The organism is Candidatus Acidiferrales bacterium (genome assembly GCA_035934015.1).
In the GTDB taxonomy this organism is placed as follows: Bacteria; Acidobacteriota; Terriglobia; order Acidiferrales; family UBA7541; genus DAHUXN01.
Window position 1 is genome coordinate 1 of the sequence record DASYYH010000028.1, and the last position, 21,853, is coordinate 21,853.

General features: G+C 54.4%; 15 protein-coding genes. 5 read left to right on the plus strand and 10 right to left on the minus strand.

Translation table 11 applies throughout. The annotated features are described in order from the left end of the window. On the minus strand, positions 1-2,387 hold a 2,387-nt coding region (locus tag VGR81_14400), incomplete at its 3' end, for a CHAT domain-containing protein (protein ID HEV2290130.1). A 351-nt stretch (positions 2,388-2,738) separates the two neighbouring features. Here VGR81_14400 and VGR81_14405 point away from each other — a divergent pair. Continuing rightward, positions 2,739-2,951, plus strand: a complete 213-nt coding sequence (locus VGR81_14405) for a hypothetical protein (protein ID HEV2290131.1) — start codon at positions 2,739-2,741, stop codon at positions 2,949-2,951. Positions 2,952-2,953: 2 nt separating this feature from the next. On the opposite strand, the gene VGR81_14410 is transcribed toward VGR81_14405, so the two are convergent. From VGR81_14410 to VGR81_14425, 4 genes are all read right to left on the minus strand, one after another. Next, complete coding sequence (locus VGR81_14410; protein HEV2290132.1) at positions 2,954-5,803, minus strand: DEAD/DEAH box helicase family protein; 2,850 nt, start codon at positions 5,801-5,803, stop codon at positions 2,954-2,956. Further along, positions 5,800-8,505: a site-specific DNA-methyltransferase gene (locus tag VGR81_14415; GenBank protein ID HEV2290133.1), complete on the minus strand. Its 2,706-nt coding sequence runs from the start codon at positions 8,503-8,505 to the stop codon at positions 5,800-5,802. The genes VGR81_14410 and VGR81_14415 overlap by 4 nt, the downstream gene beginning before the upstream one ends. A 105-nt stretch (positions 8,506-8,610) precedes the next feature. After that, a complete protein-coding gene (locus VGR81_14420; protein HEV2290134.1) occupies positions 8,611-9,114 on the minus strand; it encodes a hypothetical protein in 504 nt (167 codons plus the stop codon). Between the two features lie 344 nt (positions 9,115-9,458). Continuing rightward, complete coding sequence (locus VGR81_14425; protein ID HEV2290135.1) at positions 9,459-9,899, minus strand: single-stranded DNA-binding protein; 441 nt, start codon at positions 9,897-9,899, stop codon at positions 9,459-9,461. A gap of 378 nt (positions 9,900-10,277) precedes the next feature. On the opposite strand from VGR81_14425, the gene VGR81_14430 reads away from it, so the two are divergent. After that, a complete protein-coding gene (locus tag VGR81_14430) occupies positions 10,278-14,321 on the plus strand; it encodes an AAA domain-containing protein (protein ID HEV2290136.1) in 4,044 nt (1,347 codons plus the stop codon). Between the two features lie 47 nt (positions 14,322-14,368). Here the strand turns inward: VGR81_14430 and VGR81_14435 are convergent, their stop codons facing one another. The 5 genes from VGR81_14435 to VGR81_14455 all read right to left on the minus strand — a co-directional run bounded on the left by VGR81_14435 (position 14,369) and on the right by VGR81_14455 (position 19,843). Continuing rightward, positions 14,369-15,190, minus strand: a complete 822-nt coding sequence (locus VGR81_14435; protein ID HEV2290137.1) for an ArdC family protein — start codon at positions 15,188-15,190, stop codon at positions 14,369-14,371. Positions 15,191-15,474: 284 nt separating this feature from the next. Beyond that, entirely contained in the window at positions 15,475-16,044 is a 570-nt protein-coding gene (locus VGR81_14440) for a hypothetical protein (protein ID HEV2290138.1), read from the minus strand. 135 nt (positions 16,045-16,179) lie between these two features. After that, positions 16,180-18,453, minus strand: coding sequence for an N-6 DNA methylase (locus VGR81_14445; protein HEV2290139.1), 2,274 nt, complete (start codon positions 18,451-18,453; stop codon positions 16,180-16,182). Between the two features lie 171 nt (positions 18,454-18,624). After that, positions 18,625-18,789 carry a hypothetical protein gene (locus VGR81_14450; protein ID HEV2290140.1) on the minus strand — a complete coding sequence of 55 codons (165 nt, stop codon included), beginning with the start codon at positions 18,787-18,789 and terminating at the stop codon, positions 18,625-18,627. 157 nt (positions 18,790-18,946) lie between these two features. After that, positions 18,947-19,843 (minus strand): ImmA/IrrE family metallo-endopeptidase, encoded by an 897-nt coding sequence (locus VGR81_14455; protein ID HEV2290141.1) that lies wholly within the window; start codon positions 19,841-19,843, stop codon positions 18,947-18,949. A 472-nt stretch (positions 19,844-20,315) separates the two neighbouring features. Here VGR81_14455 and VGR81_14460 point away from each other — a divergent pair, with 472 nt between their 5' ends. The 3 genes from VGR81_14460 (at position 20,316) to VGR81_14470 (ending at position 21,853) form a co-directional block, all read left to right on the plus strand. Further along, complete coding sequence (locus VGR81_14460; protein ID HEV2290142.1) at positions 20,316-20,612, plus strand: DUF3892 domain-containing protein; 297 nt, start codon at positions 20,316-20,318, stop codon at positions 20,610-20,612. Positions 20,613-20,708: 96 nt separating this feature from the next. Continuing rightward, a complete protein-coding gene (locus VGR81_14465; GenBank protein HEV2290143.1) occupies positions 20,709-20,915 on the plus strand; it encodes a DUF2188 domain-containing protein in 207 nt (68 codons plus the stop codon). 122 nt (positions 20,916-21,037) lie between these two features. Continuing rightward, the gene (locus tag VGR81_14470) at positions 21,038-21,853 is read left to right on the plus strand and encodes a hypothetical protein (protein HEV2290144.1); all 816 of its coding nucleotides are present in this window, start codon (positions 21,038-21,040) and stop codon (positions 21,851-21,853) included.

Sequence of the window (21,853 nt, forward strand, 5' to 3'; positions counted from 1 at the left end):
GCATTGAGTTTGAGTTGCGCAATTTGGCGAACCTGCAACAGGCCGTCATCTGTGGAATTGGGCTGGCGACCTAAAACAAGCGCGTCTCTCTCGGGGAAATTGGGAGTCGAGATTCCATGAACGGCGAAATGAATGATTTTGAACTGAGCCAACGGCTCCGATGTAAAGTCGGCTTTCGTGGCTCTATCGCCGAGCAACAGAACTGTTTGCTTTGGGTCTTGGAGCGCTTGGCTTGCCGAGATCAGCTCGGCGCGTGTTTCGGGAAGTGGGTACAGATGTGCGCCCGAAATATCGTAAACGCCGCGCGAGACAGTCTGAACGACCCCTCCGGTTGCTCCTGATCCGTGGGTTTGTCCTTCCATGTCATAGGGGACATCTCCGACTCCCAAGAACGCCATTTGCGGCTGGTGAGCCCGCTGGCGGTTCCGTAAGAAGTCGAGAACAGTTGCCGATGGGGCATAGCTGATTGTGTGTGATTGAAGAACGTATCGGCCGTCAGGTCCGACAAGGGCGTCGAAGGCTACGTTATGCAAGGAACCGTCAGGGACGATGATCAATCGCGTCAGCCGCAGAGATTCGGGAATTGGTTTGAGAAGTAAGGCGTAGAGCTCCTCTGCTTCCTGAGTTCCGCTTTTGCCCTGCATCACGTCGGCAACATATTGAGAGGTTAGCGTTTCGATTCGTTTTCGACCGGCTTGGAGGCGGACCAGTGCCGACGCTGTTCGAGTTAGCGCGAGACAATAGGAGGTTGGGTCTGCAAGGACATATTCCAGAATTGCCTCATCATTCGAGAGGCTTGCTTGCGCAGTTTTGAGCGCAACCGGATGGGTCGTAACACTGCGCTGTTCTGAGCTGAGGGCTTCGTCAATGTAGTTGAGCTTGTATTCCTCCTCAGTAAGACTTTCGAGCAGTGTTGCCCTCGCCGCTGGATCGTTGGAGTCGAGTAATTGGGACTGAATTTTGGAGATTTGTTGCTGGACCGCAGAATTGGCCGGGGAATCCACGGTTCGGTTCGCCTTGCTCCTCATATTGTCGAGAATCGATCGTCCTCGCGCGCGCTCGATGGCATCAAACGCGGCGCTTACATCATTTTGTTTGGCTGAAAGCTCAAAATCGTCGAGGTAGGTGTCGCTCATCGTGCTTAGAAGCGAACTCTCAGAGTATGCTCCCGGAAAGCGAAGGAGCATTCCGTCAATCGCGTCCTCGGCTTGCGTGTAGAGGCTATGAGCTTGTTGAAGCTGGCCGGTCTTTTCCTTGAGCTGCGCGAGTGCGTCCAAGGCGCGAGGGAGATAGTACGTGTCCCCCACGGTGCGACTAATCTGAAGACCTTTATTGAGTGCATCCTCAGCTCCCTGCGGATCACCTTGATCCTGGAGCAGATTTGACAAGTCGAAGGATGATTGCATCGCGACGCGAGGGAGGCCCATGCGTGACGCGGATTCGAAAGCTTCTCGAAAATACTCTTCGGCTTGCGCTTTGTGGTTTAACCGCCTCGCGAATTCGCCGAGGATCAGCATGTCCTGACCCTGATGCTCGATCATTTTTTGTTTCTGCGCTTGAGCGAGAGTATTCTGCATCAAGGATTCTGCTTCACCCATTTTCCCCAAGGCGGCAAGCGCCTCAGCCTTTCCTTCATAAGCCATAAACGGAGTCCCGACATCGTGGTCGTCGTTTGCGATTGCAATGGCTCGATTGAAGAAGAACATGGCTTCTGAGGTTCGATTGAGCGCATTGAAACCGTTCCCGATGATTTCTAGATATCGAAGCTCAGTGCCGGAGTCTGCTTGCGCCGAGGCTGTCATGAGCGCTTTCCCCATTAGGGTGCTCGCGCGGCTTACGTCGCCCTGCAGGAAACCGACTAGCCCTAGCTCTCCGCTTGCGCGATTAGCCCATTCCTTTTGTCCGAGCTTTTGGGCGAGGCTCAGAGCCTGTTGCCAGTCTTGCTTCGCGGCGGCGGCGTTGACTTCATCATCGGCGTCGCCCTTTACACCCAGGCACCAAAGGCGCAGTTCCTCGTCGTTTTGAACGAGAGGAGTCTTCAATTGGGCGGCGATGAAGGCAGAGAGCTGCGGGAAGGACATCCCGTCAGAGGATCGACTTAGACCAACCTTCGCATACAGCGCGTCACGCTCGTCGTGAGCTTGTATGGCAAGCTCTTCGGCCCGTGCGTAAAGAGGCGTGGCGGCTGGAAGGTTGTGAAGCCAGTAAAAGTAACTTGCCTTGGCGAGCAAGCCTCGGATGTCGTTTGGCTGGGACCCGACAGCCCTTTGTGAATGTGATCCCCACGGAGTCCGCGGCGAACGCCGAACAACGTAAAGAACGATTAGGCCTGCGATGATGCCAGTGCCGATGGAAACCAACAGGATGCTGCGCTTTCGGCGAGACATGGGACCGTTCGTGAATCGATGATAATAAGGCATCGCGATGTATTGGTTCAATAACATCTTTGGGTCTACTGGCACGGCGCGACGCGAGCCGGAGCACGGATTGGCCTAAATGTAATCGCGGTTAAGCGATTACAAGGAAGCCGTCTCTCGTCCTCCGCCCTAAGCGTCAAAATTCTGCTTCCACAAATATAGAAGCCCAGAAATGGGCAAAACCTTACAGGCGATTAACAGAATTTGTAGAGCGACTCCGAGCGTCGATGGATGCTATTATAGGCGAAGAAAAGGAGAACTATAGAGCAGCCTCAAAATGGACAAGAATCTGGCGGCTGGATTCGGGAACGGAGGTGGGCCATGGAAGTGAAGTCCTTCACATACCAGAAAAACTTCTTCGGAACGTACTACAAGCGCGGGTTGCTCAATCTGCACAAAATGGATGACCACATCGCGAAGATGCTCAACGACGGATGGGAAATCCTCACGCAAACGTCACAGGCAGGAGATTGGAGAACGCTTTTGCCATTTGCGAAGCGCGATTCAATAACGATCTCGTTCCGCAAGCGGTAAGTCTATAGGCCGTTCCGCTGGAGAATTTCGTGAATATCGCTGGGGTAGCGGGAAACATCGGCTGCCCAAGTGCCGAACGCACCTTGCGCGTTGATGGCCCGCACCCACTCTGACAAGAACTCTCTCTTCGTTTGCTGTTCCTGGTTGTCCTGTCCTTTGACTTCGAGAATCAGCATTTTCCCGCTCGCAAGCCGCACCAAATAATCTGGCCGGAATTTTCGAATAATGCCCCTGAATGAATAAGTGATTTCAAATCCGAGGTGGTCGTTTTTCACCCAAGCAGCTACGTGCGAGCTGCGGTCAAGCTCAAACGCTTCGCTCGCTTCCCATCGGCTGTCGAAAACGCACATGTTGATATGCGAGTGCTCGACGTGCTCACACGGTTTGCCCGTGTACCAGGGCAGCATGTCGCCAGTCGCACGTATGGGCCTCTCTGTATCGAATATCGGAAGGAGCGCCTTTGTATTGTCGAAATGAATGGCCTGCTTCAAGTGTTCGGCGATGGTGCTCATGTGCAGTGTGATTATGATCCTGCGGCGCAGAGGGTCTCGATTGAAAAGAGACGGCTCGATCCGCAACTTGTCGCTTTCAATGTACTTTTCGACGAGCCGGATTACTTGCGCAAGCAGATATTCGCGACTGCCCTTCCAAGTCGTTTTCATCTGCTCGTAGATGTCGCTTGCGGTGGAGAATATGATCTTCTGCGTGCGGAATCGTTCCCCTAGCTCACGCAAGCTGATTTCCGATATTTGTCTCAGGTCCGGCTTGCCGTCAATCGTCGGAGCCATCTGAGCCAATGTGGGAGTCTCGTACGCGTCGAGCACGAGCGGCTTTGCTTTTTCCAGGTCGAGAGTCAGTGTGGGTCGGTATTCATGGTCAATGCGCACGACGTTCGGCCATGTGATCTCGTATCTTTTGCGCTCGGACAGCGCCTCGATTCTTGTCTTGGGAGCCGGTGGAGGCGGAGGGGGTTCATCGCCGCCGCCTTCGTGCGGCAGGAATGTGAACGGTACGCCAAAGATGTTTACATATTCAGGCTGGAACAGACCGGTTTCGCTGTCTATTTCGTATGACGTGCGCCTGAGTCCGCGTCCTACGACTTGTTCGCAGAGCAATTGGGAGGTAAAAGCGCGGAGGCCCATGATGTGGGTGACAGTCTTGGCATCCCAACCTTCTGAAAGCATTCCGACTGAAATTACGTTCTGAATGTTTTGTCCCGGCTGTCCGACAAGTCCCACGGTATCGACTTGCCGACGCAATAATTCTGCTTTTTCCTTTTTCGAGAGTTTCTTTTCAGGCCGGCTGCCATTCGAGTTGCCATTGGCTTCTTCTGATTCGTCTTCGACTCCGCTAAGTCCAAGCTGTACCGGCTCATCCTCTTCTTCGGCTTGTTTCAGCACGTTCGAATCGATGTGGAGAATGTTTTCAGGGTCACAAAGCTCTTCAATGTTGATGCGTTTATGCGTGAACGCGAATTCCACGCGCGCGGCTGTATGCGTCGTGTTTGCTACCGTAATCATTACGGGCGGCGTAGGCTGTTTGTCCTTCTTCCACTTCTTGGCGGCTTCGAGCCAATCCTTCCCGAGGAAGTAGTAGCCGTTGCTTACTAAGCCGGGCAGCGGGGCCTGCGGCTCGGCCTTTCGGTTTACATCGGTCTTCACTTCTGGGTCGTTATAAATGTGATAGAAGCGCGACCTGTATTTGGCATCGAGCTTTCCGTCGTCACGTACAACGACACGGGGCGTCTTGACCAACCCCGACTCAATCGCATCATTCAATCCAAAATCGCTTACGATCCATCGGAACAACGTTTCCTGCCCGCTCTTCCTGCCGGTAGGAGCAAAAGGTGTAGCTGTCAAGTCAAAGCAGGTGAGAATGCCGCGCGATCTATGAATCCGTTCCAGGCCGCCGATCCATTTCGTTGCTTCGTTCACTTCTTCTTTTGAAACACCAGCAACGCGCGATTTCGGCGGCACGCGCCACGCATGATGAGCTTCGTCATTGATGACGATAAGATTCTGTGCGGACGCCATCTCGCCCAACACATCGCGGACGTAAGCCTCATCGCTTTTTGCTCCGCGTTTGTCTACGCTGCGCTTCTTTGCAACCTGCTCTTCGCTTTCCCAGTCGAGCTTGTGCCAATTGCGAATCAGCACGCGACAAGTCTGTCCTTGTCGCAGTTTGTCTTCGAGGCCCGGCGGGATGATTTGAAATTCCGTGTAGTAATTTCCTGGCGTGCCCGGAACCAGCACCTGCAAACGGTTCTTTACGGTCAGGCCCGGAGCAATGAGAAGAATGCTTTTCGAGAAGCGCTTGTCTTGAGGGTACGTGACCTTGTTGAGCACCTGCCACGCAATCAGCATGGCCATCAAAATCGTCTTGCCTGAGCCTGTTGCCATCTTGCAGCAAAGCCTGGGGAACGGCCCGCCATCGCTCGGAACTTCAATTCCGACTCGTTCCGATGCGGGGGCTTCGGTCAGCCATATCAGCGTTTCTATGGCCTCAAGCTGGCAAAAGAAAAATCGGCGGTTCGCGTCGCGCTGCTCCATATCGCGCCAGTGCTGTAAGAGCCGTTTGCTGATTCCGCTTGCACCGGCATAGTCAGCCTCGCGCCAAGCCTTCACGCGGGGACGGATTTGATTCACCAAAGGAAGTTCCGTAAAAACGCCGGGATCATCGAAGGCCCGCGACTTCTCGGATGCGCGGACATATCCGGCTTTCCGTCGCTCCGGCTCACGTGTGAATAGCCGCGTCTCTCGGTCATAACGCCAGTGCTCGCGCGGTTCTTCATAAGGGGAATTGATGATGAGCTTGTCTATCGTTGCAGAGCCGACTTGGGTTTCCGTACTCACTTCACATCCACGACTTTCAGGCTCTCGATTCCTCGGTCGTCTATAACCTTCACAGCGATTCGCTTGTGGGGTCCCGCCTCGAACGGTAGCGAAGTAGTCCCACGATATTTCTCGATGAGTTCCGCATCAATCTCGGCTTTTAGATTGCGAGCAAGGCGCGCCCAACCTTCATCGTCATCGGCCATCGGAAAGAAAACCTGCCGAGGGTAAAGGCTTCGGCCATCGTAATCGGTATCGAGTAGCCACATGGCGATCTTCGATGGATCGCCGGATTCGATAGTGCCGCTGCGCGTGTCGTAATAGTCGAATCCGCGAACTTCGACTTCACATTTGCCCTTGCTGTCTGCTTTGACGATCTCGCGCAATTCAATATCAGGACGCCCTACGAGCCAAAAGCCCTGGTTGGAGGCACGCTTCTTCTTCAAGTCTTCGGTCAGCAAGTCCGCGTTCATCTGCGCCGTCAGGAAGGTCATTCCGGTTTTTTCTTTGGTCATGCCGTCAATGTCTTTGGCGGCTTCGGGATCGAACTCGAAGGCGGCGAATACGAGAATGGCGGGCTTGGGACTAAGTGTGCGCGCTTCTTCCCACGCCAACTCCACTTGCCGCTGTTCCAGCAAGCTGTGCTCGGGGCCGAACGAAATGACTACGCGCTCGGGCTTCGCGCCTTTGGTTTCCGCGTCGGCGTGGAGCCAGCGCGTTCCGGCCAGCGGTTCGACGCGGGAGAAATCAATGTGATGCCCGCCCTTGCCCCGGAGTCCGGTCTTGAGCAATTCATCACGCCATTCCGTATGTCGCAATGTGGCACCTTTGCGCGATACAGAGGCATCAAGCAAAGGCGTGGCTGCATCACGGAAATCGGCTATTGATTGCTGCGCTTTTCCAGAAGTCCGAATTGCGGTCGCGTCATCTTCGATGTCTTCGAGCGAACGCACGGTGGGAGCGGGAACGGCTTCAACCGTGAATGGGCCGGTGACGCGCACACGAGAATTATCCTTGTACGGCTGATCGTAAAGTGTTTCCTGGTCGGCATAGCGTGCAATGGCCGAGTCAATCTGCTCGCGCGTCATTCCTTCGCGGATTTCAGGATTGTTCGCGATGGACTTAAGGGTGACGTGCGGGACAGTTTTGTAATGGAAGCCGCTACCAATCCCTTCTTCAGGATGTGCCAGTTCGTAATAATCAAATTCAGCGGCCATGAGACGTTGCTTGGCCAAGGTAGTTGCCACGCGGGAGGTATCACACGTGATCCACCTGCGTCCCCATTGCTCGGCAACGTAAGCAGTCGTCCCTGAGCCGCACGTTGGATCGAGAGCCAAATCGCCCGGATCAGTTGTCATGAGGAGACATCGTTCGATTACTGTTGGAGTAGTCTGAACAACAAAGATTCTTTTCCCAAATTCAATTGTGTCCTGCCATGAGTTCGTGAGCGAGCCGTATGCGAAGTCATTTAGGTACATCTTGTAGTAGAGCCTTCCGCCCAGAACGAATAAACGGTTCGCGTATTTCAGTTTTTCAATGCCGTTCGGTGTTGTTCGCCAGCTCTTTCCGCCACTTGTTTCAAAGACGTTCCCGTTGAAATCGATGGGAAAGGTGCACGAGGGCGTGTAACCCGAAGATGCTAAATCAGAGCGTTTGAATACGCTGAACTTTGCGGCGGTTGCTTTGAAATCGCGGACTTCATCAGCTGTCAGCCTGCGAAAGCCGTTCCCGTCAGAGTCCGCAAAGACGAATTCCGACCCCTCTCCGACTGATTTGGGAGTGAACAGGTTTCGATATTTGAGTTTCGTTTTGTCCTTCGCGTACCAACAGAGGTAATCGAAAACACTTTCTATCTGCCCCGATTCCAGAGGCATCATCGATTTGAAGTTCAGAAGTCCAATGAAATTGTCGGGGCCGAGAATCTCGTCGAGTATTGATCGAACCCTGTGTACGTTCTCATCACCGATTTGAACGAAAATTGAGCCGGTGTCGTTTAGGAGTTCGCGTGCTAGCAGAACACGGTCTCTCAGATACGTCAGGAATGAATGCACGCCCAACTCCCAAGTATCCCGAAAAGCGCGGATAGTCTCAGGCTCCTGAGTTAAATCTTCATCTTTACCGTCCTGGACTTTGCGTTTGTTGACGAAGGGCTGAAAATTTGAGCCGTACTTGATTCCGTATGGTGGGTCTATGTAAATCATCTGGACCTGCCCGGCCATTCCCTCTTTTTCGAGCAGCGAGTTCATTACGAGAAGCGAATCGCCAGCGATCAGCCGGTTCGACCATCCGTGCGCGTGGCGATAGAACTCGATAGCATCGCGCAGCGGCATTTTTTCCTCGGGCCGCTCGAAAAGCGATGGCTGAACTGGATGGCCATTGCCGTTCCGTTTGCGGACGGCTTCAATAATCGTGCGCGGATCGATTGTTTCGTGGACGTGGAGGGAAACGGTGGGCACCTCGAACGACGCGTGCTCTTTCTTCCCGGCCCAGACAAGCTGCGGGTCAAGATGCGGGTCATAGCTCAGTTCTTCGCGCGGCTTTACGTCTGGGACAGGCTGGATGTAATCGTAAACCTTGTGAGTTGGCAGCGGCGGATCGGTCTCCGGCGTTACGAGTCCTACTGGCGGATTGTTGATGCGTTTCTTGTCCGTGTGCTCGTATCGCTCAATGGGACGCTTCTTCGAGTGACTATTGCCGCCGTTTTTCCCTTTTCCTCGCGCCATTCCAGGCTTTACCCCTGCGTTACTAGGTTGTTGGAAGCATCCGAATTCTATTCTGAGGACGATTCAATTACCAGCACGCAGAGAAGCTGTTCCACCCGATTTCAATTACAGGGAAAGCTTTCTCGGGCGCTCGAAAAAAGCGGGAATCGCTTGGTGGTAAGGCTCGTACCCGAAATCATTATTGCGTGCTGCCACGAATTCGGTGAGGTCATCTAGGAACCGCACCCACCTTTCGCGGAAATCCTCGATTGCAGCCTCGCGATATTTCCTATCGTTTGGAGCAAGCTGCGTGAACCGAGGACTTTCTTTGAGTCGTTCCATTGGTTTCAAGACATACTCCATGTTATACGAGGCGATCACTGCAATCAGCTCATTCACTGCGATGCGGAAATCCGGCTCGTCGATATGCTTCAACAGAAGATGCCGACTCGAAAACATCGGATAAAAGGTGCTGATGTAGTCAGGTGGACAGACCTTGAAAAGTTCTTGATCGTTCCGTCCACCAAGATCATTGATGATCGTTCGCAGATTGCGCGAATCATTGGTGTTAATGAATTCTGCAAAGCGTTTTTCAAAACGCAAGACTTCGGGCCACGCTTTTCGCGCCACTCGGTTTCGAAGTGAAGATGATTTGTTCCTGGCGATCCATGCGGACAGCGGCCTATAACATAAAAATGCGACAGGAATCGCGACTAGAACTAGAAACGCGATTGCATATACGGGATGGGATTGAGCCTGAGTTACCGCCGAGAAAACGGCGGCAAGCGCAGCAATAATCAGCGCAACCGTGTCCCATCGGCTGCGCGGCTCCGGGTCTTGATGTTGAATTGAATTCAGAAGAAGATCGTCCGCCATTCGGCTGGATTATATATCGTCGTTCCAAAAAAGCTTGCTTACATCCCAAACGAAATGGGCCTCGGCGGGTCTGCCGAGGCCCGAAATGAAAGTAGCTGCTAAAACGGAATATCCTGTGATGTCGTTGGTCGGCCTTGCGATTCGGATGGGGCGGCTGAACCGGAAGCGAGCGCCTCCGGCTCTTTCTCGCCGCGATTCAGCTTGCGAATCGAGTCGGCGCGAATCTGCCAGACCGTGTGCTTCACGGTCGTGGCCTTCTTGCCTTTGCCGTATTCGCGCTCGTAGGTGCTGCTAACGAGCGTGCCTTCAACCAACACGTGGTCGCCCTGGTGAAGCGATGCCGCAACGCGCTCGCCCAGGCTGTTCCAAGCGACCACGCGATGCCATTCGGTTCTTGAGGCCCACTCGTCGTCTGCGTTCTTCCACGACCGCTGCGTGGCGACCGAAACCACCGTGAACGCCGCATCGTTCGCACGCGCCTGCCGTCTCTCCGGGTCTTTGCCGATGAAACCGATGATCTGAACTGAATTGAGGTACATTTTCGAATCTCCTTTTTCTGCCCCTTTTGCTTGGGGCGCCCGAAAGCGAGTGGAGACCACTCCCAAAGCGAGCGGCTGCTTTATGGGAGGGACCCGCGCGGTTCGGGAGGAACCGGGAAAGCAGAAGCCGCGAAGTGCGTTCTTCGCATCCCGGCTACGGGACTGCGGGCGTGGGAATTCTCCCGAAGCAGCGCCCAAGCAAAGCCCGGCAGAAAAGAGAAAAATGTACCGCGTCAGTTCATTCGGTTGAGGCGAAGGTCAAGCGATGTTACAGGGGGAGAAGGCGCTGCTAACGGGCGTGACAGAGTGGCACAACGGGAGACGCAGTTCCAAAGGCAGCGTTGCTGGCGTGATATATTCGCTGCTAAGCATTACTGATTGGCGTGGCCAGCGGCGTTGGCAAAAGGCATGGGTTTGGAAATCAGCGAGCAGAGACGGCAATCTGTCGAAAAGGCTCGTCAGGCCTGGATCAAGAAGCTAATCGATCTATCCCGCCGCAACAATCTCCTCTATTACCGGTCCCTCAAATGGGGAACGTTAAGTCTATCGCTTGAAAGCAGCGAGCGTTGGGCAGCTCTACTGCGCGGCGAGACGGTTCCACTAAAGAGTTTGGTTGGAAATATCTCTGACGACGATTTGATCCTAAAAGCTTTGGGAATCTGGCGGAGGGCCCTCGCGAACCAGGAAGAAAAAGGGCTCGCAACGATGTTCGTAGCTCTCGGGATGGCGACCTGGAAGGCAGCTGACGGAGGGCGAAATACAGAGTCCCCGATTCTTCTCTTGCCAGTTGCGCTCGAAATGAAAGGACATGCTGGGACTTCGCTCTCCATACATCGCGGCGGTCCGGTGCAAACAAACCTTGTTCTCTTGCATGTGCTGGAGACCGAGTTCGGAGTAGTTATCTCGCCAGATGAGGTGCTCTCTCTATTGCAGGGGCATGAAGAAGAAGAGGTTTTTGACCCGTCGCCTGTATACGAGCGTTTCAAGGAAGCATGCACATCGGTCCCGGAATTCACGATACGGGATGTTGCCGTTCTCGGTAATTTTGCTTTTCAGAAGATGGCAATGGTGCGAGATCTTCAGGGAGGTTCGGAACAACTCGTATCCAGTGATCTTATTGCTGCGCTTTCAGGTGATACGGAAGCAAAAGAGTCGATTGGTGCGAAGGCACAGAGCCCAGATCCCCGTGAATTCGACAAAGTCCCTCCTCAGTCTGAGTTCCTAATTTTGGACGCGGATTCGAGCCAACAGTCGGCTATAGCGGCTGTCTTGGCTGGGCAAAGCGCTGTCATTCACGGGCCGCCCGGTACTGGAAAGAGCCAGACCATCGCGAACTTGGTGGCTAGCCTGGCAGCTGCGGGAAAGCGTGTGCTGTTTGTCGCCGAGAAGCGAGCTGCGCTACAGGTGGTGCTGAAAAGGCTCCAACAAGTCGGGTTGGAGAAGATTGCCATCGATCTGCACGGGGCAGATGTGTCGCCTAAGCGCGTAATGGAGCAGGTTGCCGCAGCCTTGAATACTGTTCGGCAGGCTCTGCCTGTTGACTGCGACGGAATGCACCAGCGGTATGTGGAGCGCCGGGATCGGCTGAACCGCCACGTCGAAAGTCTCCATCGAAGGCGTAAGCCAAGCGATATGTCGGTCTATGAACTCCAAGGGATGCTACTTCGACTCCAGACGGAAGCGGGGGCCGAGACAAGGTGGCGAGGACCTGAACTAATTAAAATCGAAAAAGCTGGGCCAGGGAAGGTCCGTGATCTCTTGAGAGAGGCGGGAGGGCTTTCTTCTCTCTTCCTCCGGTGCGACCCTTCGCCTTGGAATGGCGTGAAGCTCGACGATGGGACTGCGGCTCAGTATGCTCTGGATTTAGTAGCGCGACTGAGTTCGGAGACCTGGCCAGCCTTCATGGAATCTATGGCAGAGGTGACGAAAGCAGTGGGCTTTCGAATTCCGACGACAGTGAAAGAGGCGCAAGAAACGTATTCCTTGCTTGACGCTGTTCGAACGACGCTTGACTCATATACGTCCGAGATTTTCAAACAGGATATCCAGGCAATGGTGCGCGCTCTCGCGGCTGGCGGGGGCGGAGGACTCAAAGCGGTATGGAGTTGGTGCACGAGCGGTGACTACCGGCGAGCGCGCAGCCAGGCTCTCACATATCGCACCGCGGGGAAGGCCAAGAGCGCTCAATTGTCGGCCGAATTGAGCGCTGCTGACGACCAGCGAATCAGATGGGCTTTACTAAGCGGCTATTCGTCTTCGCCTCAGCGGGTAGCGGGTCATTCGGAGGCACACAAAAAGCTAAAGCTTGCGCTTGCCGATCTCGCAGCGCTGGCTTCTATCATCGGACAGAGGCAGTTTGATGCGGTACCACTCGTCGAGCTTACAACCTCCCTTGATGGTCTTGCCAAAGACCGGCTGACGCCAATGAGGCTGCCTAAACTGTGCGAAGTGGAGCGTGGCCTTGAGAGTTCAGGAGTTGGGAAATTAGTCGAAGAGCTTCGCAAGAAAAAACTAGACCGAGAGCGGTTTATCGCCTCGTTTGATTTCTGCTGGTATTCCTCCTGTTTGGAAGCTGCCCAGTTTGAGGACCCGGAGATCGCTGGGTTCAACGGGAGAACCCAAGATGGCTTTGTGGAAGAATTTAAAGCGCTGGACAAAGAACGGATTCGAATCGCTGCATCGCGGGTGCGAAGAGCATACGCCGAGCGAGCAATAGCAGCTATGAATGAACACAAATCCGAAGAGTACGTCATCCGATCTGAGGCTGAGAAGAAGCGCAGGCATCGACCTCTTCGCGCGTTATTTTCTGACGCGCGGCACGTCCTGACGGCAGTCTGCCCTTGCTGGATGGCTAGCCCTCTTTCTGTCAGTCAACTGCTAGACGCGGACCGGCATTTCGATTTCGTGATCTTTGACGAAGCAAGCCAAGTTTTACCGGAAGATGCGATCCCAGCAATCATGCGGGGAACGCACCTGGTCGTCGCCGGCGACCGATGGCAATTACCCCCCACGACTTTTTTCGCGGCAGCAGAGGAAGATGAATTGGCAGACGACGAATCGAACGCGGCCATCGAAGGATATGAAAGTCTTCTCGACACTACAAATGCGTTCATGCCGTCGTGGTATCTCGATTGGCACTATCGAAGTCGAGACGAAACTCTAATCAGTTTTTCTAACTACCACATCTATCAGAATCGATTGGTTACATTTCCAGGACCCGGAGGGTCGCCTGTTATCCAGCATTTTCTGGTCGAACAGCCACTCGGCCTAGATGGACAGGAAGAGAGTTGCTCGGCAGAGGTCCAAAAAGTGGTCGATCTCGTTCTGGAACACGCGGAAAACAGGCCCAGCGAGTCCTTGGGGATTATTGCAATGGGAATCCGGCACGCAGACCGCGTGCAGCGAGCTCTAGATCAGGCGCTCGCGCAAAGGCCTCAACTGGCCCCCTTTTTCGACCCGAACGCTGAAGACCGATTCTTTGTCAAAAACTTAGAGCGGGTTCAGGGAGATGAGCGCGACGCCATCATTCTAACCGTGGGTTATGGGAAGGACCGAGGGGGAAATCTTCCGTTTAGATTTGGCCCGCTGTTATCTATTGGGGGGCAAAGACGACTCAATGTTGCGGTAACAAGGGCCCGTCAGCGAATGACACTGGTTTCCTCCTTCAGCCATCTGGACATGGACATGGCAAAAGTTAAGCCGGGTACAGGAGTGGAATTACTTCGCCACTATCTCGAATATGCTGCTAGTGGCGGCAAGAGATTAGGGGACATTGCTTCCACCGCATTTCCAATGAACTCGTTCGAGGCAGAGGTTTTTGATGTGCTCCAGTCAAAGGGTGTGCCTCTCTTATCTCAAGTTGGTGCTTCCAACTACCGTATAGATCTCGTCGCGCAGCACCCAGAGCAACCCGGAAGATGCGTTCTCGCGATTGAGTGCGACGGTGCCTCATATCATTCCAGTCCGACCGCACGGGATCGCGACCGTTTGCGACAACAGCAGCTAGAGAACCTAGGATGGAAATTCCATCGGATTTGGTCGACAGACTGGTTCATGCGCAAGGACGACGAAGTGACCCGCGCGTTGGCTGCTTATGAAAATGCGGTCGCCGCCGCCAATTCCAGGAACTCTGCCAAGGCGTCAGCGCCGGTACCAACTTGGGCGATTTCGCCGCGTGTCAAGGACCGGAGCCGAGGTCCACGCCCCAATATCTCAAAGCGCGAAACGATCACAGGCTATTCTGAATGGGAACTCAGGGCGATGATCAGTTGGATTGAATCCGACGGTCGTCTTCGGACTGATGAAGAAATCATCGACGAACTGCTGCCTGAACTAGGGTTTCAGCGCCGGGGTGCAAGGATTGACGGCGTGCTCAAATCTACGTTGGAAAAGTATCGGACTCAAGGGCAGAACAATAAGTAGCTGTGTACCCATTGAGGAATTATGCTTGTGCAAGGGTGCGCCCGCCGCTAGGCGGGCGGCGCGGATGAATCATCCGCGCCGATGGCATTCAGGATTTGCGTTGCGGTTCGCTGCACGTATTCGAGGCTTTCGCCAAGGAGCTTGGCATCGCCGCCGTACAAGCCGATGTAGTCCTGCGCGGCGCTTCCGGTCTGGAGGGCGATTGCGCTGCAAACTACAAAAGCGACGGCCTCGGCCTCGGTCTCGCGGATTCGCTTGGTTGTGCTGCTGCGGCGTTCGTCGCGATGCATGAGCTCATGCGCCGTCTCATGCGCGAGAGTCGCGAATTCTTCAGCCGGTGACTGGCCGGTCAGCAACGTGATCTTGCCGCCTGACGAGGTGCCGCGTGCAGGCGCGATTTCGCCGGAATATTCGAGCGCGATGGCTTGCTCGGCGACGAATTTCGCAAGCCGCTCACGATATTCACGTGGGTCGCCGTTCACGCTGCCGATTTCCGGCAACGGCTGGCCGTCCGTTTGGCTGATATCGAACACGTAGGCCGCGCGGAATCCAACTGCGACTGAGGATTCGTCCGGCTCGGTTTCGCGGTTGTTCTCGGCCTTTTTCCGAATGACTGGAGCGAGAATCAGGATGCCTTTCTCGCCCTTCTTCACGAAGCGGCCCATCTTGTGCCAAGCGTGAAAGCCTGCCAAGTGCGTGGCGTTCGGCTTCTGCGATGCGATAAGCATTATGTTGCCCCACGAATAGCGCCGGAAGCGCGCCATCGCCGCGAGATAGTCCTTGAGGCGCTCACTGTGGCCCGCTTCTAGGGCTTGCCGGAGTTGCTCGATTGCGTTGCTTGCGATCTGTTTTGCTTGTTCGACTTTCATTTTTCCTGTCCTCCTGTTTCAGGGAGTCCTTGCTCCCTTCACCCACAGCCGGGGGAGCGAGGACGCAAAACAGGGGACAGAAGCGAAGAGATTGGCGCGTCCAGGTCGGAACGGGCCGCACGCCTGAGTGACACTGCTTTTTGGTGGCGCGAAGCGTGCTAGTGAAGACCGTAGGCGGACGAATTACACGCCGGAACGCGACAATCTCGGAGCGGAGGAGAACAGCAAAGGTTCAGGCAGCGACGGAGACGGGTCAGCGCTTGGGACAGAGCTAAACCGTATGATTACTCCGGCACGAAATCCCGTACAACCATTGCACCAGGTACCTTCGAAACCACATAGGAAATCTGACCAGCGACGTACTTTGTCAGGTTCGCGAACCATTCTGAAAAGTCTGTTCCCTGGAAGAGCTGTTTGTGACTGAAAGGTTGGCCTTTTCCCCACAGCGACGCCATAGAAAAGTGAATTCTGCCGCAGTCAACGAGTCCAGAGAAGATGTCACTTTGTCCTTCGGGGACGAATTCTGCTGGTCGAGCGATTACAGTCCGAACAATTGCCTCGATGTGCTCGGGGCGCTGCACAAAATGCCAGTGCGGCTGTGCATGTTCGGATGTTGGGTCCGATGCTGCGGCTTGGTCCCATTCGGCCCGGAACAAAGGGGTAATCTCACCAGCAAAGAGGTCCTGGAGTACCAGAAGCGTAGCATGCTGCAACGTGTGGCGATTGGCTCCGATTTCGAACCTGGCGAGGAATGTAAAGTAGAAGGTGCTTTCTTGGCCATCGGATAAGCGGATATGCATGAGAGGTTGTTGTGCCCCCTCGTCAGTTTCGACGATCCTCTCGTCAGCGTTCAAAGATACGCTGAAGCTAGCTCCTGCTCTGCTGGGGCGTCTTGTAAGGCCTAGGAAAGGTTGATTGAACGAAGATCTTAGACTTTTTTCGAGAGACTGAAGGAGTCTTTCGTTGTAGGGAACACCATCCGGCATATGTCACCCGTTTAGTACAGAGAGAACCGAATCGTTTACGTTGGCCCAACGGTCAATCTTGCCCTGTGAGATTCTTAGACCTATTTGGACTAGCTTATTAAGGTCAGCTTGGCCGAGCTTCGAGACATGCGGCAACGGCAGGCTTGCCACGTATTTCCTCGACAGGTCCCATTGGCCTCCCGAAACTTGAATCGATACGTATTGGAGAAGTTGGTACGCAATTTCACTGTTCAAGTAGGCGAGAATGGCCAAGAAAACTTCTTCGTCGGTAACCGGCATTGCCACTGCGCCTTTTTCCAAGAGCCATGCGTTGCCAACTACGACGACGAAGTCGCCAGTTTGATCGAACGCAAAGGACCGAATCCCCCCAAAATACTTTGAAACGATCTTGGGAACCCTTTGTTCTTGCCAAGAGCGGTGCCAGAGCAAGTCCCACCAGTTGAGATCGGCTTTTCGGAGGCTCTTCCGTTTGGAAAGTCTTCCTTTTGCGGGCGACAGGTACTCAGTGAAGTAAGTTGGCACGTAATCGTGGAGCTCGTTTTCGCTGTTGATATTTGGCAAGCCGGTACTGTAAGGGTAGAAGACATAATAGTTGTCATTGAGTTTTCCGTCTGAAATGGACACGTTCATGACTGCCGGACGAAAGAATCTCCTCTCAGTTTTCGGGAGCTTCTGAGCATACTCTTTCGCCACAATGAAAACATCGTTGCCCAGTCGGACGCCCTGTTTGATATCGAATAACTTCCTCGCTGCTATAGTTCGCTTGGTGCGGTGCAGACTTTTGAAAGTTGTCCAAGCCGCGTATCCCCGCGCCACCCATGGAGCACCAGTTCGTCCAATATCTTCCCGGTCGTAGACTGAAAATCCTTCCTCCAGAAGCGGTTCAGGTTCCGCACCGCGCCATCTGCGTAGGCCGCGCAGAGCCCTGTTGAGCGAACCGGGGCGGGAGTCTGACCACAAAATGGCAGTCGGCAGGGCGCTAGCAGGGTGGCGTCTTCCCACATACATTCCAGCATCGACAAGCGCCCGCGCAAAAACACTCTGGTCTCCAAGCCGGGCGATTAATTGAGGAACTAACGTGCCGGCGATCGCTTCCCGAACACCACCACCAGACGACCCTTCCAGCAGAGAATTTGGAGCAATCATGGCGAGGGTCCCGCCGTCACGTATGATGTCGATGGCGCGGCGCGCAAATGCCATTGCCAGGTTTGGCTTGTTTGAGGCGCCAAGAAAATGTGTAACGGCTTCTCGCTCCTGGTTATCCATCAGATACCAAGACTTGAACGGTGGATTCATCACGACGATGTCGACTGAATCAGGCCAGCGAGCGGCCAACAAGGAATCCTGCTGGGTGATCTCGATTTGGACTTGATCTGGCGGCCAGACTCTCTTTTCCCAAGCCAAAACAAACCTCGCCATATCGACAGATGCGGGGGATCTATCACAGCCGAGCAACCGGATAGGCCCCGGATATTTTCGTAGCCTCAAGAGACGGAGACACTCTTTGAGTAGTTCGCCGGAGCCACACGCCGGATCGAATAAAAAGAGGGGTCGTCCTCCTAGGTCACTGATATCCCTTGTCGCTTCCTCTGCTAGCGTTCGCGCGAGTGCGGGGGGCGTGAAGTAAATTCCCGTTTCGGCCGGAACGGCTTTGGGGTTAACGATTCCCGGATGTTCGAAGCCAGGAAACCAGTAAGTGGGCGAGATCTCGACTTCAATGTGCGCCTCTTGGAAGATAGCACCGGAGGCATGGCGAAGAACTAAATCGAAGTCAGGGCGGATGATCTGATAACGACCAATCCCCGATAGATCATTGTACAAAGGAAGCCATGTGGCATCTGCGAGTTGCCGGGAGGAATCGAGAATCTCATCAGTCAGCCCCCATACCTGAAGGTCTCCTTCAACTAGGCGGTATTGTCCTGTTGCCGCAGAGGCCAGCAGATGTAGTAGTACGCGGAGCGAACGGAGGCCCGCAGTCTTTTCTTGAAGAGCAGATCTAATTTGGCGAAAAATGCGAAGTACGTGCGCGACGATGCTTTGGGACCGATCTGGTGCTGTCTTCTCAAGATGACGATGAAACTCGTGGAGCTGTTGGACCACACTACGGCGTGAGTAGCTTTCCTCTGTGGTTTGCCTATCCCATCGATTGACGATTACCGCGTCGCCAAAGCATGTGATGTAATGCCCGACGTCGCATGACCACGCGGCGGAACAGCGTGAGGGCCGGTCTACACCACCGACGAAGTCTAAGCAGAAGTTCCCCGTGGTTCCGTTCATGAGCACGTATCTCTCGCCATTGTCGGGACTCTCGCGGAGATGTACCGGTAGCAAGCCCAGCGCCCTGTGCCAGTCCGTAACCCCTGCGAGTTGTGAGACCTGCTCCATGGCCTTTTCCAGTATTCGCCTTTTATTCGCCTATATTACCGGAACGGATGCGTTCGTGACAACTCAGACCGGCCTCCCTTCGTAGCGTGTTTCAAAGCCACGATCCTTCAACAACGCTACGGCCTGATGCGAGTTTGTGCCGTCGTTAGGTGGAACGTCGGCGGCATCAAGGACGAGCGGCCTTGCAGGAAATTCCTTCCCGTCGATGACGACGGTCCACTTGGGCATACGTCTGTTCCACTTGAAGTTTCGAGCCGCCTTGATGATATCTTGGCGGGTTAAGGCTGCGACTTTCGGACTCGCCATAGAGAACTCCTCTCCGGCCCGGCCGTCATCATACACGAATTACTATTATTATTCACGAAGCAGCGCACAGCACACCGCACTATTCGTCCCTGCGTGGCTGCCGCCAACGATCGGAAGGAAGCATGTTTTCGAAGTTGTCCTCTTCGCTGTCTTCTTCGTACTCCGGGTCCGGCTGTGGGTCGGCGACCAAAATGGTGAGAGTCAGACCATATGAGGATCCGAGCCCGACTACCTCCTCGCTGACATAGGCGGTGCCGCCACAGTCGAACCATACATCCATCAGCGCACGTGAAATCGTTCGCCTGGACCGAGTGACGTTTTTCGGATCTCGGTTGAAACTATGCGTCGCCGTGCCCTCGGGCACACCGGAGTTCTTCTTGGGCCAAATCAGATTGCGCCTCTGTTTGAGCGGAGCAGACAAGAAAGCGAACTGCACGCGGTTGTCTGAGGAACCGATTATGGCGATGGGATCATCGCTCAAATCAGCGTAGCGAATCGCGGTGGCCGTTAGCGAGCTCACGCATTTCTCTGAGAGCGTCTCTATGGTTTTGAACCCCGGCCCTACGCGAGCGCACGCCGTCTTGAACGGTTCCGGCGGCATTAGCAGCGCCGCCGCGAATGCATCGGCTTCGCGTTCGATTGGATCGTCGGAAGAATAGCCACTGTCAGACACGTGCCGAGAGTTACCGTCGGAGAAAATGTACTTGTAATGGCCTTCCAGAAAATAATGACCGAGTTCATGTGCGACAGTGAATCTGCGGAAGCCTTCGCTGTTGATGGAATCATTGTAAAAGATAGTGAAAGTGTTTCCAGCACCACATAGGCACCCGGATACGCCGGAACTTTTCAACGTCTCGCAAACGATTCCTTCTCCTGCGGCGATCCCAAACGGATCAACAGGGAGAGCCGCAATTTTCCTCTTCGCTAAGACTTCCGCCGCTTGGGCCTCAGCCCGCCAGAAGTCACGTTTTTCCAAGGCTATTCCTTTCTACCCTGCTTTTTCGCCATGACGTCGGCCATCCGAGTAAGCGTATCCAAGTCCTCAGCCGACAACCTGCCAGCGCTTCGTAGCAGCTTCATCGCAACTGACTTGGAGACTTCTGGCTCGTTAGTTCTACCGATCAGGTAATCCGTCGTCACGTTCAGGGCGTCGGACAGTGCCTTCAAGTTTGCGAATGATGGTGAGCGGCGGCCAGTTTCGAAGTGCGAGACAGCGGACGGTAGAAGGCCACTCTTCTCGGCCAATTCGGATTGACTCATCTTACGCAGTTCACGAGCAGCACGAAGTCTGTCGGCAAAAATTTCAGCCAATTAGCCCCCTTGACACTGCTATAGACGCTTACGTATAGTTATTGGTGACGCCAGCGTAATCAACGGGCAGTATACGCTCTCGTCAGTTTTAAGTTTACACCAAAACTTAGGAGCGTAAGCTCTGAAAGGATACTCAGATGGCAGATGTGCGAGTTACGTGCATCACCAAGCCCCACCCACTCAGTCCCCACGAACATATCACGCACCTGGGGAACCCGCAGGCTGGTTGGGAGTGGACGCGGGAGCAGGTGATCGCTAGCATCGAAGCCGGAAGCAACACGTTTTTTGTGCTGGATAAGAAAACTGGCAAGCGTTCGGATGTGGGAGTTATTCGTCCAGCGGGGCGAGCGCCGTATTTGCGCACGCACGCCGACGGGTATTGGAACGACAACCTCTTGGCACTTGATCAATGCCCCCTCGTTGGACGGCGGTAGCCGTAAGGTCCACGTTTCGTGCGAAAAGGTGAAGGCGGCTCGTGGCACAGCCTTTGCTTGAGGTTTGCTGTCATCATTTTTTCAGGAGCTTAGAAAATGTCAAAGAAAGAACTTTACGTTGAACGGCGGGAAGAGGGCGACTACGCAATACGTCGGCCGGATTCGGAGAGGGCCAGCGACGTTCGCAACACGCAGGCAGAAGCTATTGAGAGAGCACGGGAGATTGACCCCAACGCCGCGATCCACGTTGAACGCGTCCGCGATACGAATCGCGGTTCGCGTGACAAGTGGCGAAAGCCTTAGTTCGCGTAAATTGCTGAGGCTTAGATATTCTGTTCGGCACACCCCACGCCGGAAGCGGGTGCTTTATCGCGCATAGAGAACCGCTCCTGCGGGGATTGCTGCCGGAAGGATTGGGACGAACCGTGAATCCTTTCTCAGATACGACAAAAGTCGTCACTGAACTCCGGGAAACTCTGGCAGCCCTAGATGCGGTTCAGACTCCAGACCTACCCAAGCCTGCGGGGTCTCAAGGGCAACCAGCAAGCAAGGAATTGGCCTATTGGGCGGTGAGGGTTTATGGCTACAGCATTTTGTGCCAATTTCGGGAAATGTTACGGTCGGCGCTAACGCTTTTCGATGCGAGCCAATTTCCTGCCGTGTTCCTCTGCGTCCGGGGGATGTTTGAAATGGGTGCCCACGCGTACTACGTGAAAAAGCACGTGTTTCAGCATTTAGCCAACGAGGACTTTGAAGGGACTTGGCAGTTCCTTGCGAGCGTCAGCGGGAGTAGCCGCCATGCGAATGAGCAACGAAGGGCGGCAGGCGTGGCAAACCCTACCAAAATCAGAGAGGGGCCTCATATCGCAAAAGTCATCGCGTGTGTTAACGAGCTGTTCCAGCGAGCACGAAAGAATCAAAGCGGGCGGCCTGCGACAGACCAGTACAGCCTTCTGAGCGAGTACTGTCACCCGAATGGCTTCGCCTTTGTTAACCACATTCAGTACCAAAAGCAGGATCCCGGTATGGTCGTGAAGTTCGTCAAGCCGTCAAGCAACGTCTGCGGGCAGGTTCTACCTGATGCGCTCTTTTCCTGTATGACGCTGCTGTCTTCAACAACCCGCTTGATGAAAAGAGCGGGTGATAGCAATCTCGGCAGGGCATATCTTGAATTCATTCACATTACAGATCCGGAGGGTTTCGAAGGAATGTTCCGACGTTCCGTTGAGGAGAGAAGGTGA